This window comes from Paenibacillus silagei (assembly GCF_017874735.1).
Classification (GTDB): Bacteria; Bacillota; Bacilli; order Paenibacillales; family Paenibacillaceae; genus Paenibacillus_AQ; species Paenibacillus_AQ silagei.
This window is the reverse complement of record NZ_JAGGLV010000033.1, coordinates 15525-28882: the sequence shown is the minus strand read 5'-3', so window position 1 is coordinate 28882 and position 13358 is coordinate 15525. Positions and strand designations below refer to the sequence as shown.

Below are 13358 nucleotides of genomic sequence, written 5' to 3'. Positions count from 1 at the left end.
AAGGGGTGGTACATTGAATTTACAAATTGAATTAAAGCATTCAGAAGAAATCCAAAAGTTTTTATGTGTTCTAAATCTTGGCATGCTCGATTCCGTGCTTGAAGGAGCATTAACAATTGAAGATGCATACACGTACCTATACCGTCCTTATGTAGCACAACTTCTGGAACAAAATAATGCAAATAAGAAAATAATTGAATTGTTTGAGGAATGCTGTATGCTGGAGGATATACAAGATATTGCTCCTGAAAAGTTACAAGATGTACTTAAATTGAAGAGGCTAGAAACATTAGACTTACTTAAATCCATACCTAATACAGAAAAGTCTATGTATTGGCTTAATAAATTTGACGAATGATTCAAAGACCTTGGGGACGGTCCTCAAGGTCTTTTTTATCCCCACTGTGCCGAATGAATTGAGCAGCTACGTCCAAAAGAACATAACATCACCTCAGTAAGATGTTTTTATAATATGCTAGTATACACAAAATGTTTAAATTACTGGTCGCCTGAACCTATTATAAATAGGACATGCGCTGAGGAATTTTTTTGCAAATGATTCATGGAGTGGCTGGAGAGGGCTGAAAACGGTGATTGGAAAACTTTCTAGATAAAGGAAAAAATGGACTTGAATTCTTGTTTGAAATAGTAAAATTGAGCACCTACTTCTCATAGGAACTTAATTTTATTAGGAGATATAAATATTGAATGAGAGGTGATTTTCGTCTATTTTAAGTTTATGGATCCAATTTATGGGTTTAATCATGTTCCATAAACTGTGCTGCCAAATGATCTGCTGTCGTAGATAGCAATGTCAGATATCAGGGCAAGCAATCGCTGAAGGTTAAAATAGTAGATACGGGTGATCAATATCGATTCAAAAAATTATCATACTGGGAATCAGTCCCTGAAGGTAAAAGTTGCTTTTTCGGTGACCAATACAGTTCAATACATTCGATTTAAAGACAGATATAGCACATAGGAAATTGGCGGAGTATTGGTATTTAAAATAACGAGTAGTCCCTGGTCGGTGATGATCAGAGTTTAACATAAAAAACACTATATGGGGCAGAGAATAAGTAGCGAATTAGATTTCAAATCCATTATTCCTATGACTTAAGCCTTTCGAAAGGAATGAATACACATATGGAACGAATAATAAAATATTCACAGAATGAGTTTGTGAGAATGGGTAAGGAGCATTTTGAAGCTGTAATCCTTCCAAAACTCAGATTGATTTCAGACGAGGCTGTCAATAATATGTTGATTTTCATTGAAGGGTCAGTTGCTTATGGATTCTGTGATGAGAAATCGGACATTGATTTAGATTATTACATCGACATTGATATTAATGAGGATATCCGTCAAAGCATTAGAGAAATTTTTACGGGCGAAACCTATTGGTATCAAGGAGTGCGGGTATCTTATGGATTTGGCGGAGCGTATTGGAAATTTGATCTCCTTATGAAGGATGAAATGGATCAATTTTGGAATGAGTTTGATCCTTATGTATTAAATAATATTATGAGAGCTATTCCAGTGTGGGACCCCAAAGGAATCTTAGCATTATCGCAAAAAAAGGTTGAATGCTACCCGGATGAGATTAAAAAGAAGATTATTCGTGGTCTATGGGTTACCATTAATGACAGTGGTGAGTACAATTTCTGCGAAGCATTAACAAGAAATAATATAATTGAAGGGCGGATCTATCAATATAGAGCAATAGAAGCTATGCTCAGGCTGGTGTATGTTCTTAATAATCAATATTTTTATCCAACTAAATGGTTATCAGCGGGATTAGTTAATGTACACAAGGATTTTGGGCTGGGAGATGCTCTTGAACAAATAGCTGCATCACATTGTGAAGAAGATCATTATAAAGAGTTTATGAAAGTGCATGAATGTATGAAGCAATTTATGATTCAGCAGCATTCGATTGAACTAGAGTGTATTGACAACTACAGTATGATTTTTCAAAAACCATTTCAAATATTTAGTGCATTTTAGATCAATATGGAGGACGATTACACCGTGAATATTCAACTACATAAGATTACCCCTGACCTGGAACAGGAATGCGTCCAATTGAGTGTAAGTAAAGAGCAACTGAACTTGGTGGCAAGCAATGCCGACTCTCTTATACATGCGGCCAACGAACCTACCTCTGTACCCTATGGTATTTTCAATGATGAAGAGATGGTTGGATTTATTCTGTTTGATAATGAGAGATATACAGACGGCTACTATTGGATTCTGAGATTTATGATTGACGCAAGATTTCAGGGCAAAGGTTATGGGAAAGCTGCAATTAAAGAGGTTATCAAGATGCTGAGCACCCGCGAGGATTGCACACAGATCAGGGTGTCGCATATCCCGATTAATCTAGTGGCTAATAAGCTCTATAAGAGTGTAGGATTCTCTGATACTGGGGAGTTTGAAGACAACGGGGATATTATTTTGGCTTATATGATGTGAGGTTTTAAGAGCAATGTCTCTTTAACAGAGGAACTCTGGGAGGTGAATAAATCATGCATGCTAATTTTGATGATTTGGGGAAATATAGAAGAGGAAGAGTTTGGGTGAATGAGTTTCCGCTTATCCCGTATCCTTCAAGAGGAAAGAAGACGAACGTCTTTTCTTCAAACATTCCAAGTATAGCACCATGTTCAATAACTGTTGAACTAATAATTGCAGCCCGTATGGTTAGTAATTATGCCTTTATTGGTCTCTCCTATGATCCATCTGTTCAAGATAAATTAGAGGTGGAAGTAGAGATAGGTTATGAAAAAGGTGAGATTGTTTACGAAGTAATTGCCATGCAGCCCGAAGAGGTAAGACTGGGGATACCCGAGGAATATACGGATGCTATCTTAGATGAAATAAGGGTTCTTTCTGAAGAATCGATTATCGAAATACCATCGGGTAAGATACATATTCATCTAGGAGCTCATGGATCTGTAGCTTCAAGTTCAGTTAGTTTTAGGAAGGCTATACAAGTCCTTATTAAGCTTTTAGTAGTGAAAGATTGGACTGTACCTATACTGAAAGAAACGATTGTTAATGTTATAGATAGTGAAATTTCTTAGACCTTGAGTGAATTCTCGGGGTCTTTTTTGCACCCGAACTATGCATTACGCTATGTTGTATGACCAGGATGCTCACAATGGCAATCGTAATGCCAAAATTTTAAATTTTAGGAAAAATACATAAAATAGTACTTGATTAACGTATCGGGCATTGATATATTTTGTGTAATATAAAAGGGATATTATTCTATAAATCACAAATTGAAGAGGAAAGGTGGTTAGGACTTGCAGGCAACGACTACGATATTATCGGAACTAGAGGAATATTTGCGGCAGAAGGACTTGACAGTTACCCAATTCGCTAAGCGTTCTCAGCTTCATTCGGGGACACTCAGCAATATTCTTCGCGGGCACCGGCCTATTGCGATGCAGCAGCTGGATCGGATTACTCAGGCCATGGGACGGTAAGAAGGATATTTTTACGACTTGTACATCAATGACTATATTATCGGCGGCTCTTCCGACTGGCGGAGGATTGGACCGCTGCTGCTTCGCTGTGCCGAACTGAACATGCTGGAGAGTATTGAGCGAATGGCCCGCCATATTCTGTCCAATCTGATGTACGCTCCCTTGTTGTTTGATAGTGCAGAAGAACTCTTCATAGCCGGGAAAAAGGAAGCTGCTGCTGCAATCTATGAGATTGTCGCCGAAGCCGAACGCTACCAACATTCGGAACGGCTGGCGCTATGCCAGTTCAGGTTGTTTACCATTTCGCTCAGTGATGATCAGAACCGGAACCTGTGGGCAGCGAATCGGTTTGAGACTTTTGTGGAACGGCTCGATGAAGTCGATCAACTCGATGCACTCAAAGAACTTGCCAATACATACCGCTCCTTACAGCGCTGGGACAAGGTTGAGGAATACGCTGCCAAGATGGGCCATAAGGCTAGAATTCAATATGACCTGAAGGTCCGGGACGAACGCAGAGCATCCGAGCCAGTCAAGCTTCCCGGCAGACCGCTGTTCTTTTACATTGCGTACAGTCATTTGCTGCGTGGAAATGTCTGCGATGAGCTGGGTGATTATGAGGGGGCTTTGGGTTATATAAAGAGTTATGCTGATTTGAGCTGGGTAAGAGAGCAAGGGGATGAAGTCGAGCGTTGGGAGAGTCTGTTCATGGAGTGGTCCAAAGCTAATATTATTTTGACAAAGCTGCTAGGTGGAGATTCAACTGTAATTGATCAATATTCTGCCTACCTTAACGCACATCAAGAGGAGAGAATTACTGGGCTTTTGTATATGCTTAAGGCTGCTAATAAATACAACTTTAATATCGATGATACCTTACAACAATTTAAGCAGGACCTAGAGAAGAGTGTTATTGATCTGGTCCAAATAAGATATTCGCGCAAGTTAGTTCTAGACCGTCATGCTAATTTACTATTGGAGTTGGCTAAGTACTTATTAGACAGAGGTGAATATGACAGCGGCCTAGAATTTCTAACGAAGTCGGTTCAACAGTATCAGTTGATCAATGATGAGAAGCATAAGATTCTGGGCGTTTTCACCAACATATTTAAGCATTCTGCAAGCAGTACAGGTTAACAGTTGAACAAGCTATTTCTCCTACAATCCTCCATAGAACCTATTGCCCCCTGTACCCGCTGAGCTTCATTCAATCATCCAATCACCGTCGCTGCCCACTCCCAGTAGACTTCAAGCACACACCTGAACGATTTGCAGAAGTATCGGCATCTCCAGAATGGAGCTGTTGATGCAAAAGCAGCCCCGCCGCTTCAGCGGTGGGGCTTAGATATGGGACTAATCCGCGCGCAATACAGACGATAAATCCTCTAAGGCTTACTGCCGAGGACTCATCGTTTCAATCAGTAGGTTTGCCCCCAACTTGAACCCATGATGAAAGGCAGCTTCCACATACATGCTGTTCACGCTATCGTACAAATCCAAATATTCCTCCAGCGCTCTAAACACTTCCTCGCCCAACCGTTCGCGCCATTGCTGTGTCTCTGCTGTTACCTGTTTGCATGCGGAAAGATATTCTGGATGTGACGGCACAATAGTCATATTGGGTTGAAGCTGCCCATGATACAAGGCTTCCAAAATTGTTCTCATGTTTGTCCTCCCATTATGTTCATCGCACCGCTTGAATGAGATTCCTGCACATGGTAGGATATTTATGCAGTCTGCTTATCCAAGCAGTTGCGGGATAGGAAGTAGCGGTGTTCTTCTAGGGACTAACGCTGCTTCCTTCTTTATTTTTGGAGCTCGTCAAACACCTTTTCAATTCCCTTGCGGATCACATCGGAACGGGTCGTTTGGAGCTTCTCGGTGCAGGCATCAAGCTTGCTCAGAATTTCTTGATCTACACGTACCCGAATCAATTCGCTTTTGGGATTGTCAGATGGTGGACGCCCCATCTTTTTGGACGACATCGACTTCACCTCACTTTTTGTGTCCATAATAAGTATATTTTTGTGTCCACGAAAAGTCAATGAGGTCGTTCGTGATATATCTATCTTTTCATCCCGAAAATGAATCTAACGCTGATGAAAATACAGAACAAGATAAGCAAATGGTAAGGGGAAAGGAGTGGGTTAATGAGAGGTCAAGTCTATGTGGAGTATAGACGGTTAGGTTTTTTTTCTGTACAGACTGAAGACAATTATTTCTCTATCATTAAGGTTGAAAGTAAACTCCCTTCCTTATTAAACAAATTAATTGGAAATCTTGATTCATTGGGTGAGAAATCACTATACAATGAAACAACTCAAGAAGAATTAAAGGTATCCATTACGTCTACACAGTTAACCCTGGCTGAAGCGAAGAGTTATATAAAGAATGCTGCAAGAGGAAAATAGTTCTCACGAAGATGCGCTTAAAATGTTGCAGATAATGCATCTCTGAATTGCCCATACCAGGGCATTACAAAGGAATGTTGCACGAAATGCAGGAATTCTTTCTTTGAGCAGCTTATAAGAGAAAGAATGCTGCTTTTCCTGCAACATTTTTTGATTATGGTTAGTTTTATGAGAGGAATGTTGCAATTTGTGCAGGATTTTCGAGTAATAGCGAGACTGTTCATCCATTAATCCTATTCAGCCCACCTAAGGTAGCAAAAGTTGACCCAATCTCGGCCTCTTCAGCACCTTCACTCTATCCTTTTCTTCCTCGCCCGCTACACAGCATACTTTAAGGCCCCGCCGCGCGAAGCGGCGGGGCTATTCCCATTGCTCCCCTTTCAAGGATAGGCCTTGAAAGCCCCCTAACTGGAGCGGCAGAAAGGGACGGAGGGAGGTTTGGAACTGTAGGAGCGGTAGCGTCCGCCTTTAGGTTTGGATTTCTACCGCAACTAGCGGTCCGAATCAGGAAATCCAAACCTAACAGCGGCCGGAAGTCCAAAGCTCACGCAGTCCCGCCCACCGCCGCACCCGCCCTGCCAGCGCAGTCCCGCCCGCCGCCGCTTCGTGCCCTGCCACCGCAGTCCCGCCCCTCGCAGCTGCACCTCAATACCGCCCGCCGCTGCTCGACCATCGCTCCAACACACTTAGCTTTCAATGCCTATCCCCCCATCACACGATAATCATTAACCCACACCTCCCGCCGCTGTGCACCTTTATGAGCAAATGATTGTTTTCGTAATCCAGCGCAGAGCGTAATGTGAGGCTTGTAACCAATACAAGTTAAACGGAGGTCAAAGAGGAATGACGAAAAAATCCTTCACCCTGCTCCTAAGCTCGCTGCTGACACTCAGCATGTTGTCCGCTTGCGGCGGTAACAACAACAAAGAGGCGGCAGCCACGAAAGACCCGGGCGCCAGCACCGGGACCAACACAACCGCAACCACGGACCCGGCCGCAGAGCCGGAGAAGCCAACAGAGATCAAGATTATGCTGCCGCTGAATACGACAGATACTCCACCGGATACGATCAAGAATGAAGTGGAGAAATTGACGAATACGAAGCTGACCTACCAGTTCTTCCCAGCCGATACGTATGAGGAGAAGCTGAACTCCTCGTTCGCCACCGGCTCCCTGCCGCAGGTGACGTACCTGAAGAACCAGACGACCTTCCTGCAGATGAAGGAAGCGATCAAGGACGGGCAGTTCTGGGAGATCGGGCCGCTGCTCAGCGAATTCCCGAACCTGAATAAGCTGAAGCCGGAGATCCTGAATAACACCAAGGTCGACGGTAAGTTGTATACCCTGTATATCGGCCGTCCGCTGGCCCGCCAGGGCATCATCTACCGCAAGGATTGGGCGGATAAGCTGGGACTGAAAGCACCGGCCAACACGGAGGAATTGTTCGCGATGGCTAAGGCTTTTACCGAGCAGGACCCGGACGGCAACGGGAAAAAGGATACCATCGGCGTGGTGGACCGCAATGAGCTGGTGTATGGTGCGTTTAAAACCGTCTCCTCCTGGTTCGGCACCCCGAACAACTGGGCGGAGAAGGACGGGCAGCTTGCGCCAGAGTTCACTTTTCCGCAATATATCGATACCATGGATTTCTTCAAAAAGCTGCGTGAAGGCGGTTACATGAACCAGGACTTCGCAGCAACCAGCAAGACGGATGCGGTCAATATGTTCACCAGCGGCAAGGCCGGGCTGTATATCGGCGGCTCGATGCAGGATATCGATTCCCTGAACAAGGACCTGATCAAGAACGTGCCGGATGCCGTGCTGGATACGCATAGTATGGTGGCTGGACCTGACGGCAAGTTCGCCCAGTGGATGATTCCCGGCTATAACAACGTAGTGCTGTTCCCGAAATCGGCGGTGAAGGATGAAGCGGAGCTGAAGAAGATTCTGAAGTTCTTCGACTACATGATGACTCCTGAAGTATCGAACCTGATGTACTGGGGCATTGAAGGCACACACTATACTGTGGTGGACGGCAAAGCCAAAGCGACCGACAATAAAGAGCTCATTGAACGCGAAGTCAAAGGCTTCAAGGACAGCGTTATCGGCGAATACGAAACGAACGGCATGTATCAGAGTCTGAACGTGCTGCCGGGCCGGATTCATGCGGAGGAGCTGGTGCTGGAGAATGTGAAATACGGGGTCGCAGATCCTACGGCTGCGCTCGACTCGGCTACCTATACGTCCAAGGGCGTTGAGCTTCAGCAGATTATTGCGGATGCCACGTATAAATACATGTACGGTCAGCTGGATAAAGCCGGCTTCGAGAAGGAAGTCGAGAACTGGAAGAGCCGGGGCGGGGCGAAGATCATCGAAGAATATAATGCCGCGTACAAAAAATAAGCAGAGCATAGCCGCTATAGCAGCGGACTGAAGAGGAAGAGGGCTGACCCGGGTTAGCGCTCCGGCAGCCTTTTTTCCAAATATAAGAATTTATATGTTTCACGCTATAGATTATCCTTCTATTTCTCGCTGAAACATTACCGTCCTTTAAAAGGACTGCGAAGCTGTTTCCACTTGACTAACGAATAATTTACAGAGAAAGGAAGAGAATCATGCAGGAAGTAACCGCCCCGCCCCGCGTAGTTCCCGAACCGCAGCCGAAGAAATACAAGAGCAGCAGTGAGCTGAAAAAGCGGCTGTGGCGCAACAAATTGCTCTATGTCATGCTCATCCCCGGCGTGCTGTATTTCATTATCTTCAAATACTTACCGATGTACGGACTGATTATTTCCTTCCAGGATTACAAGCCTTACCAAGGGATTACCGGGAGCGAATGGGTGGGCATGAAGCATTTCAGCCGGCTGTTCACCGAGCCTGATTTCTTGAACATATTAGCCAATACGCTGATTCTGTTCGGGATGAATATTCTGATTTATTTTCCGATTCCGATTATTCTGGCCCTGATGCTTAATGAACTCAGAGGCACCTTCTTCAAAAGATTCTTCCAGACCCTGGTGTATCTGCCGCACTTCATGTCTTGGGTTATTGTCGTCTCAATCTCCTTCGTCATGGTGACGATGGACGGGGGGATTATCAACGAGCTGCTCGCTTACTTCGGATTCGCCAAGATCAATTTCCTGCTGAGTCCAGGCTGGTTCCGGCCGATGTATATCCTTCAGGTCATCTGGCGGGAAGCAGGCTGGGGGACGATTATCTATCTGGCTTCCATTGCTGCTATTGATCCGGGGCTCTATGAAGCTTCGCGCATGGACGGAGCCGGACGGCTCAGACAGGTCTGGCATATTACGCTTCCGGCCATCCGGGGAGTGATTATCACCCTGTTTATTCTGAAAATCGGTTCCGTTCTCGACCTGGGCTTCGAGCATGTCTACCTGCTGCTCAACTCCATGAACCGCGAGGTTGCGGAAATTATCGATACGTATGTCTACACCGCCGGTCTGCGGCAAGGGCAGTTCAGCTACAGTACAGCCATCGGCTTCTTCAAGTCGATTGTGGGCCTGATCATGGTCATGACCGTCAATAAGGTATCCAAGAAAATAGGAGAAGAAGGCGTATATTAAAATGCCGCAGGAGGAATTCAAATGGTAGAAGACCGCACGTTCAGCGGCAGACTATTCTCTGCCGTCAACTTTATACTGCTTGCCCTTATCGCGCTGGTAACGGTGCTGCCGTTCATCCACGTCGTAGCAGGCTCCTTCACAACCAGTGCTGAGCTGGCTGCCAACAAGTTTGTGTTGATTCCGAAGGTATGGAGCTTAGAGGCGTACAAATTTATTTTCTCCACGAATACGATCTTCAGAGCCTTGGGGGTATCGATTGGAGTCACGCTGATAGGCACGCTGTTCAGTATGTTCATCACGGCGCTGATGGCCTACGGTCTCTCCCGCAAGGATCTGGACGGCCGCCGGGTGTTCAACTTCCTGGTGGTGTTCACGATGCTGTTCCACGGGGGGATGATTCCTACGTTCCTCGTGGTGAAGGAGCTGGGGCTGATCGACTCGTATGCGGCGCTGATTCTTCCTTCCGCGATCAGTGCGTTCAATATGATTATACTCAAGAACTTTTTTCAGAACATTCCGGAGGGGCTGGAGGAATCGGCCAAGATTGACGGCTGCAATGACTTCGGGATTCTGTTCAAAATCGTGCTGCCGCTGTCGCTGCCAGCGATTGCCACGATCTCTCTGTTCTACGCTGTGACGTACTGGAACACTTATATGAGCGCCATTCTCTATCTGGATAACAGCGCCAAATGGCCGATTCAAGTCCTGCTGCGGCAGATTGTCGTGCTGGCCAGCGGGATGGATCACAGTGCGACACTGGACGGCACGGTTCCGCCGCCGGATCAGACGATCAAGATGGCGGTTATCGTGGTCGCTACGCTGCCGATTCTGATGGTGTATCCGTTCCTGCAGAAGCATTTTGCCAAGGGTGCGATGCTGGGCTCGATGAAGGGCTGATGACTGACGGCTGAAGGATGGAAGGATGGAAGGAGGGTCGCTGAGATAGAGGGGCCGCCGGATATTCTGAGCAATTGAAGGGGGATTACGATGATAGGCAGTCTGCCGCAAACACCGATTGAATGGGCGCAAAAGGCCTGTGATTCATTAATGGATACGTATCAGGCGGGAGAACTCCCGCCTGCGCACCGCTGGCATTATCATCAGGGCGTATTCCTGTGCGGGATGGAGCTGCTGTGGAAGACGCTCCGGGAGGACCGCTACATCCATTATATCCAGCAGTATGTGGATGATCTGGTGGATGAACAGGGGAATTTCGACTTTGCCCGGGATGAGCTGGATGCCGTGCAGGCGGGGCTGCTGCTCTTCACACTGTATGAACGGACCAGTAAGCGGAAATACCGGGAGGCTGCGTTCAAGCTCCGCCATCTGCTGCTGACGCTGAACCGGACCTCCGAGGGCGGGTACTGGCATAAGGACAAATATCCGCACCAGATGTGGCTGGACGGGCTGTACATGGCCGGGGTGTTCTCGCTGAAGTACGCGAATACTTATAGAGACGATGCCTTGCGGGCCGAAGTCCTTCATCAGGAGCGCCTAATGCGCAAATATATGAAAGACGAGGCGACCGGCCTGCTCTACCATGCCTGGGATGAGAGCCGCCGCATGCCATGGTCGAATCCTGCCACCGGCTGCTCGCCAGAATTCTGGAGCCGCTCGCTTGGCTGGTACGGGCTTGCCGTCTCACAGTTCATGGATGAACTGCCGGAGACTGATCCTGGTCGGGCCGAGCTTGCAGCCGAGCTAAACGGATTCGTACAGGCGTTGATCCGTTATCAGGACCCGCAGAGCGGTCTGTGGTATCAGGTGGTGGATAAGGGACATGAACCTGATAATTGGCTGGAGACCTCCGGCTCTTGTCTGTTCGTCTACACGATTGCCAGAGCAGTGAAGCTGGGTATCCTTCCGGCTGAAATTGCGGATGAAGCGGCGGAAGCCGCGCGTAAAGGCTACGAAGGCTTAATTCAGGTGCTCCAGTGGGATGAGCAGGGCCGGCTGCTGCTGCCGGATATCTGCATCGGGACCTCGGCGGGAGATTACCGTAACTATGTAACCCGTCCGAAGGTCAGCAATGATCTGCACGGCGTGGGCGCGCTGGTGATGGCCTGTGTGGAGATGCAGGATTTGTATCCGGCATAAGCGGAGTGGAGTTAGAGGGCTGCCGGTTCAGACATAGGCACAATAGAGCCGGAAGCTGCCTGGATCAGCCCGGCAGCGGATGACAAGAATGGAGGCGGACAGTGTATAACATAGTAGACTACGGAGCGCAGCGGGACAGCGGGTTGCCAGCAACGCAGGCGATCGCCGATGCGATTGCAGCGGCGCACGGGGCTGGTGGCGGGACGATATATATTCCGGCCGGTACTTTCCTGACAGGCGCGGTTAGGCTGCGCAGCAACATTGAGCTGCATCTCAGTCCCGGTGCGCTATTGTCCTTCAGTACCGATCCGGCGGATTATCCTGCCGTGGAATCACGGTGGGAAGGGGTGAAGCGGGAGGTTCATGCCGCCTGCATCTACGGAGCGGGCCTGAGGAATGTCTCGATTACCGGGAGCGGAACTATTGACGGGAATGGAGAACCTTGGTGGAAAAAGCATCGGGACTGCCCAAAAGAGCTGGAGTATCCCCGTCCAAGACTGATTGGCTTCGACGATTGCAACCGGGTGACGCTCCGCGATCTGACGCTGGTGAATTCCCCAAGCTGGACGGTGAATCCGATTAATTGCAGCAATGTGATGATCGATAATCTGTCGATCCTGAATCCGGCAGATTCCCCGAATACCGATGGAATCAATCCCGAATCCTGCCGCGATGTGCGTATCAGCAACTGCCATATCGATGTCGGTGATGACTGCATTGCCATTAAGGCAGGCACCGAGGATACCCGGGAACGAATTCCCTGCGAGAATATCACGATTACGAACTGCGTGATGGTTCACGGCCACGGAGCGGTGGTGCTGGGCAGTGAGATGAGCGGCGATATCCGCAATGTGACGATCAGCAATTGTGTATTTAAGCAGACGGACCGCGGCATCCGCATGAAGTCCCGGCGGGGACGGGGCGGGATTATTGAGGATATCCGGATCAGCAACATTGTGATGGAGGATGTGATCTGTCCCTTCACGCTGAATCTCTATTATTTCTGCGGACCCCGGGGCAAGGAGAAATACGTCTGGGACAAGAACCCGTATCCGGTGACGGAGGAGACCCCGCAGTTCCGGCGGATTCATTATGCCAATATTACAGCCCGCAATGTCCATGCGGCGGCGGGATTCCTGTACGGGCTGGCGGAGCAGGCCGTCTCGGAAATCACCTTCACCAACATCGATATCTCGATGGCGGAGCACGCGGTGCCCGGCCAGCCGGATATGATGGCAGGACTTCAGGACATGCAGCGCCGTGGCTTCTTCCTCGGCAATGTCCGCGAGGTGCAGTTCCAGCAGGTCACAATTGAGAACCATGACGGCCCGGCCTTTTATGTTGAGAATGGGGAAGAAGTGGAATTCCTGAACTGCCGCTCCAGGAACACGGTCAAGCCGGAGAAGCTGGTGGAGGAGGTTACGGTGGCGCTGGCGGAACGGTAATGACCTGGAGGGCCGGTGAGATCAGGTGAGGTCTGGCGAGATCAGCGGAGTCATTCCTCTGGGCGTGTGCGTGGAAGTTGAAAGTGAAAGAGCCTGGTCCTGTTGGGGGACCGGGCTTTTAAGGTTAAATAGAAGTTTGTACTATTTAACTTGAATTTTTAAGGCATAAATAGCATTACCTTTCTTCCAAGTGGCCATTACCCGTAGATGTAGGTGCCGGGACGATTGGGAACATTAAATCCGGCGGATAAGGGATAGATAGTTGCATTCTGTACACTTAAAAACAGTGAAAAGGAAGGTTCGCCGCTTCTAAATGTAGTTTGTACA

Annotated in this window: 15 protein-coding genes; 12 read left to right on the top strand and 3 right to left on the bottom strand. The window is 47.8% G+C overall.

What is annotated here, in order from left to right:
* Nucleotides 1-13 precede the first annotated feature (13 nt).
* The 6 genes from J2Z70_RS30335 to J2Z70_RS30310 all read left to right on the top strand — a co-directional run bounded on the left by J2Z70_RS30335 (nt 14) and on the right by J2Z70_RS30310 (nt 4631).
* Nucleotides 14-358 carry a DUF3969 family protein gene (locus J2Z70_RS30335; protein WP_209879102.1) on the top strand — a complete coding sequence of 115 codons (345 nt, stop codon included), beginning with the start codon at nt 14-16 and terminating at the stop codon, nt 356-358.
* An 830-nt stretch (nt 359-1188) separates the two neighbouring features.
* The gene (locus J2Z70_RS30330) at nt 1189-2007 is read left to right on the top strand and encodes a DUF4037 domain-containing protein (protein WP_209879101.1); all 819 of its coding nucleotides are present in this window, start codon (nt 1189-1191) and stop codon (nt 2005-2007) included.
* A 24-nt stretch (nt 2008-2031) separates the two neighbouring features.
* Complete coding sequence (locus J2Z70_RS30325) at nt 2032-2475, top strand: GNAT family N-acetyltransferase (RefSeq protein ID WP_209879098.1); 444 nt, start codon at nt 2032-2034, stop codon at nt 2473-2475.
* Between the two features lie 53 nt (nt 2476-2528).
* Nucleotides 2529-3086 (top strand): hypothetical protein, encoded by a 558-nt coding sequence (locus J2Z70_RS30320; protein ID WP_209879096.1) that lies wholly within the window; start codon nt 2529-2531, stop codon nt 3084-3086.
* A 225-nt stretch (nt 3087-3311) separates the two neighbouring features.
* Complete coding sequence (locus J2Z70_RS30315) at nt 3312-3494, top strand: helix-turn-helix domain-containing protein (RefSeq protein WP_209879094.1); 183 nt, start codon at nt 3312-3314, stop codon at nt 3492-3494.
* 18 nt (nt 3495-3512) lie between these two features.
* Nucleotides 3513-4631, top strand: coding sequence for a transcriptional regulator (locus tag J2Z70_RS30310; RefSeq protein ID WP_209879092.1), 1119 nt, complete (start codon nt 3513-3515; stop codon nt 4629-4631).
* A gap of 255 nt (nt 4632-4886) precedes the next feature.
* On the opposite strand, the gene J2Z70_RS30305 is transcribed toward J2Z70_RS30310, so the two are convergent.
* Both J2Z70_RS30305 and J2Z70_RS30300 read right to left on the bottom strand, forming a co-directional pair.
* On the bottom strand, nt 4887-5159 hold the full coding sequence (locus tag J2Z70_RS30305) for a DUF6809 family protein (protein WP_209879090.1): 273 nt from the start codon (nt 5157-5159) through the stop codon (nt 4887-4889).
* A 140-nt stretch (nt 5160-5299) separates the two neighbouring features.
* The gene (locus J2Z70_RS30300; RefSeq protein WP_245368635.1) at nt 5300-5506 is read right to left on the bottom strand and encodes a CopG family transcriptional regulator; all 207 of its coding nucleotides are present in this window, start codon (nt 5504-5506) and stop codon (nt 5300-5302) included.
* 138 nt (nt 5507-5644) lie between these two features.
* Between J2Z70_RS30300 and J2Z70_RS30295 the strand changes: the two genes are divergently transcribed.
* On the top strand, nt 5645-5905 hold the full coding sequence (locus J2Z70_RS30295) for a hypothetical protein (RefSeq protein ID WP_209879088.1): 261 nt from the start codon (nt 5645-5647) through the stop codon (nt 5903-5905).
* Between the two features lie 544 nt (nt 5906-6449).
* On the opposite strand, the gene J2Z70_RS30290 is transcribed toward J2Z70_RS30295, so the two are convergent.
* Nucleotides 6450-6602, bottom strand: coding sequence for a hypothetical protein (locus J2Z70_RS30290; protein ID WP_209879086.1), 153 nt, complete (start codon nt 6600-6602; stop codon nt 6450-6452).
* Nucleotides 6603-6748: 146 nt separating this feature from the next.
* Here J2Z70_RS30290 and J2Z70_RS30285 point away from each other — a divergent pair, with 146 nt between their 5' ends.
* The 5 genes from J2Z70_RS30285 (at nt 6749) to J2Z70_RS30265 (ending at nt 13031) form a co-directional block, all read left to right on the top strand.
* The gene (locus tag J2Z70_RS30285) at nt 6749-8308 is read left to right on the top strand and encodes an extracellular solute-binding protein (protein ID WP_036732540.1); all 1560 of its coding nucleotides are present in this window, start codon (nt 6749-6751) and stop codon (nt 8306-8308) included.
* 212 nt (nt 8309-8520) lie between these two features.
* Nucleotides 8521-9489: an ABC transporter permease gene (locus J2Z70_RS30280; protein ID WP_036732542.1), complete on the top strand. Its 969-nt coding sequence runs from the start codon at nt 8521-8523 to the stop codon at nt 9487-9489.
* A gap of 21 nt (nt 9490-9510) precedes the next feature.
* Nucleotides 9511-10386: a carbohydrate ABC transporter permease gene (locus J2Z70_RS30275; protein WP_036732546.1), complete on the top strand. Its 876-nt coding sequence runs from the start codon at nt 9511-9513 to the stop codon at nt 10384-10386.
* A gap of 90 nt (nt 10387-10476) precedes the next feature.
* A complete protein-coding gene (locus J2Z70_RS30270; RefSeq protein ID WP_209879084.1) occupies nt 10477-11586 on the top strand; it encodes a glycoside hydrolase family 88/105 protein in 1110 nt (369 codons plus the stop codon).
* A gap of 101 nt (nt 11587-11687) precedes the next feature.
* Nucleotides 11688-13031, top strand: coding sequence for a glycoside hydrolase family 28 protein (locus J2Z70_RS30265; RefSeq protein WP_209879082.1), 1344 nt, complete (start codon nt 11688-11690; stop codon nt 13029-13031).
* The last annotated feature ends 327 nt before the right edge of the window (nt 13032-13358 follow it).

Coding starts and splice junctions, on each gene's coding strand:
- J2Z70_RS30330 (WP_209879101.1), top strand. CDS start 1,189: ATGGGTAAGGAGCATTTTGAAGCTGTAATCCTTCCAAAACTCAGATTG.
- J2Z70_RS30320 (WP_209879096.1), top strand. CDS start 2,529: ATGCATGCTAATTTTGATGATTTGGGGAAATATAGAAGAGGAAGAGTT.
- J2Z70_RS30305 (WP_209879090.1), bottom strand. CDS start 5,159: ATGAGAACAATTTTGGAAGCCTTGTATCATGGGCAGCTTCAACCCAAT.
- J2Z70_RS30300 (WP_245368635.1), bottom strand. CDS start 5,506: ATGGACACAAAAAGTGAGGTGAAGTCGATGTCGTCCAAAAAGATGGGG.
- J2Z70_RS30295 (WP_209879088.1), top strand. CDS start 5,645: ATGAGAGGTCAAGTCTATGTGGAGTATAGACGGTTAGGTTTTTTTTCT.
- J2Z70_RS30285 (WP_036732540.1), top strand. CDS start 6,749: ATGACGAAAAAATCCTTCACCCTGCTCCTAAGCTCGCTGCTGACACTC.
- J2Z70_RS30280 (WP_036732542.1), top strand. CDS start 8,521: ATGCAGGAAGTAACCGCCCCGCCCCGCGTAGTTCCCGAACCGCAGCCG.
- J2Z70_RS30275 (WP_036732546.1), top strand. CDS start 9,511: ATGGTAGAAGACCGCACGTTCAGCGGCAGACTATTCTCTGCCGTCAAC.
- J2Z70_RS30270 (WP_209879084.1), top strand. CDS start 10,477: ATGATAGGCAGTCTGCCGCAAACACCGATTGAATGGGCGCAAAAGGCC.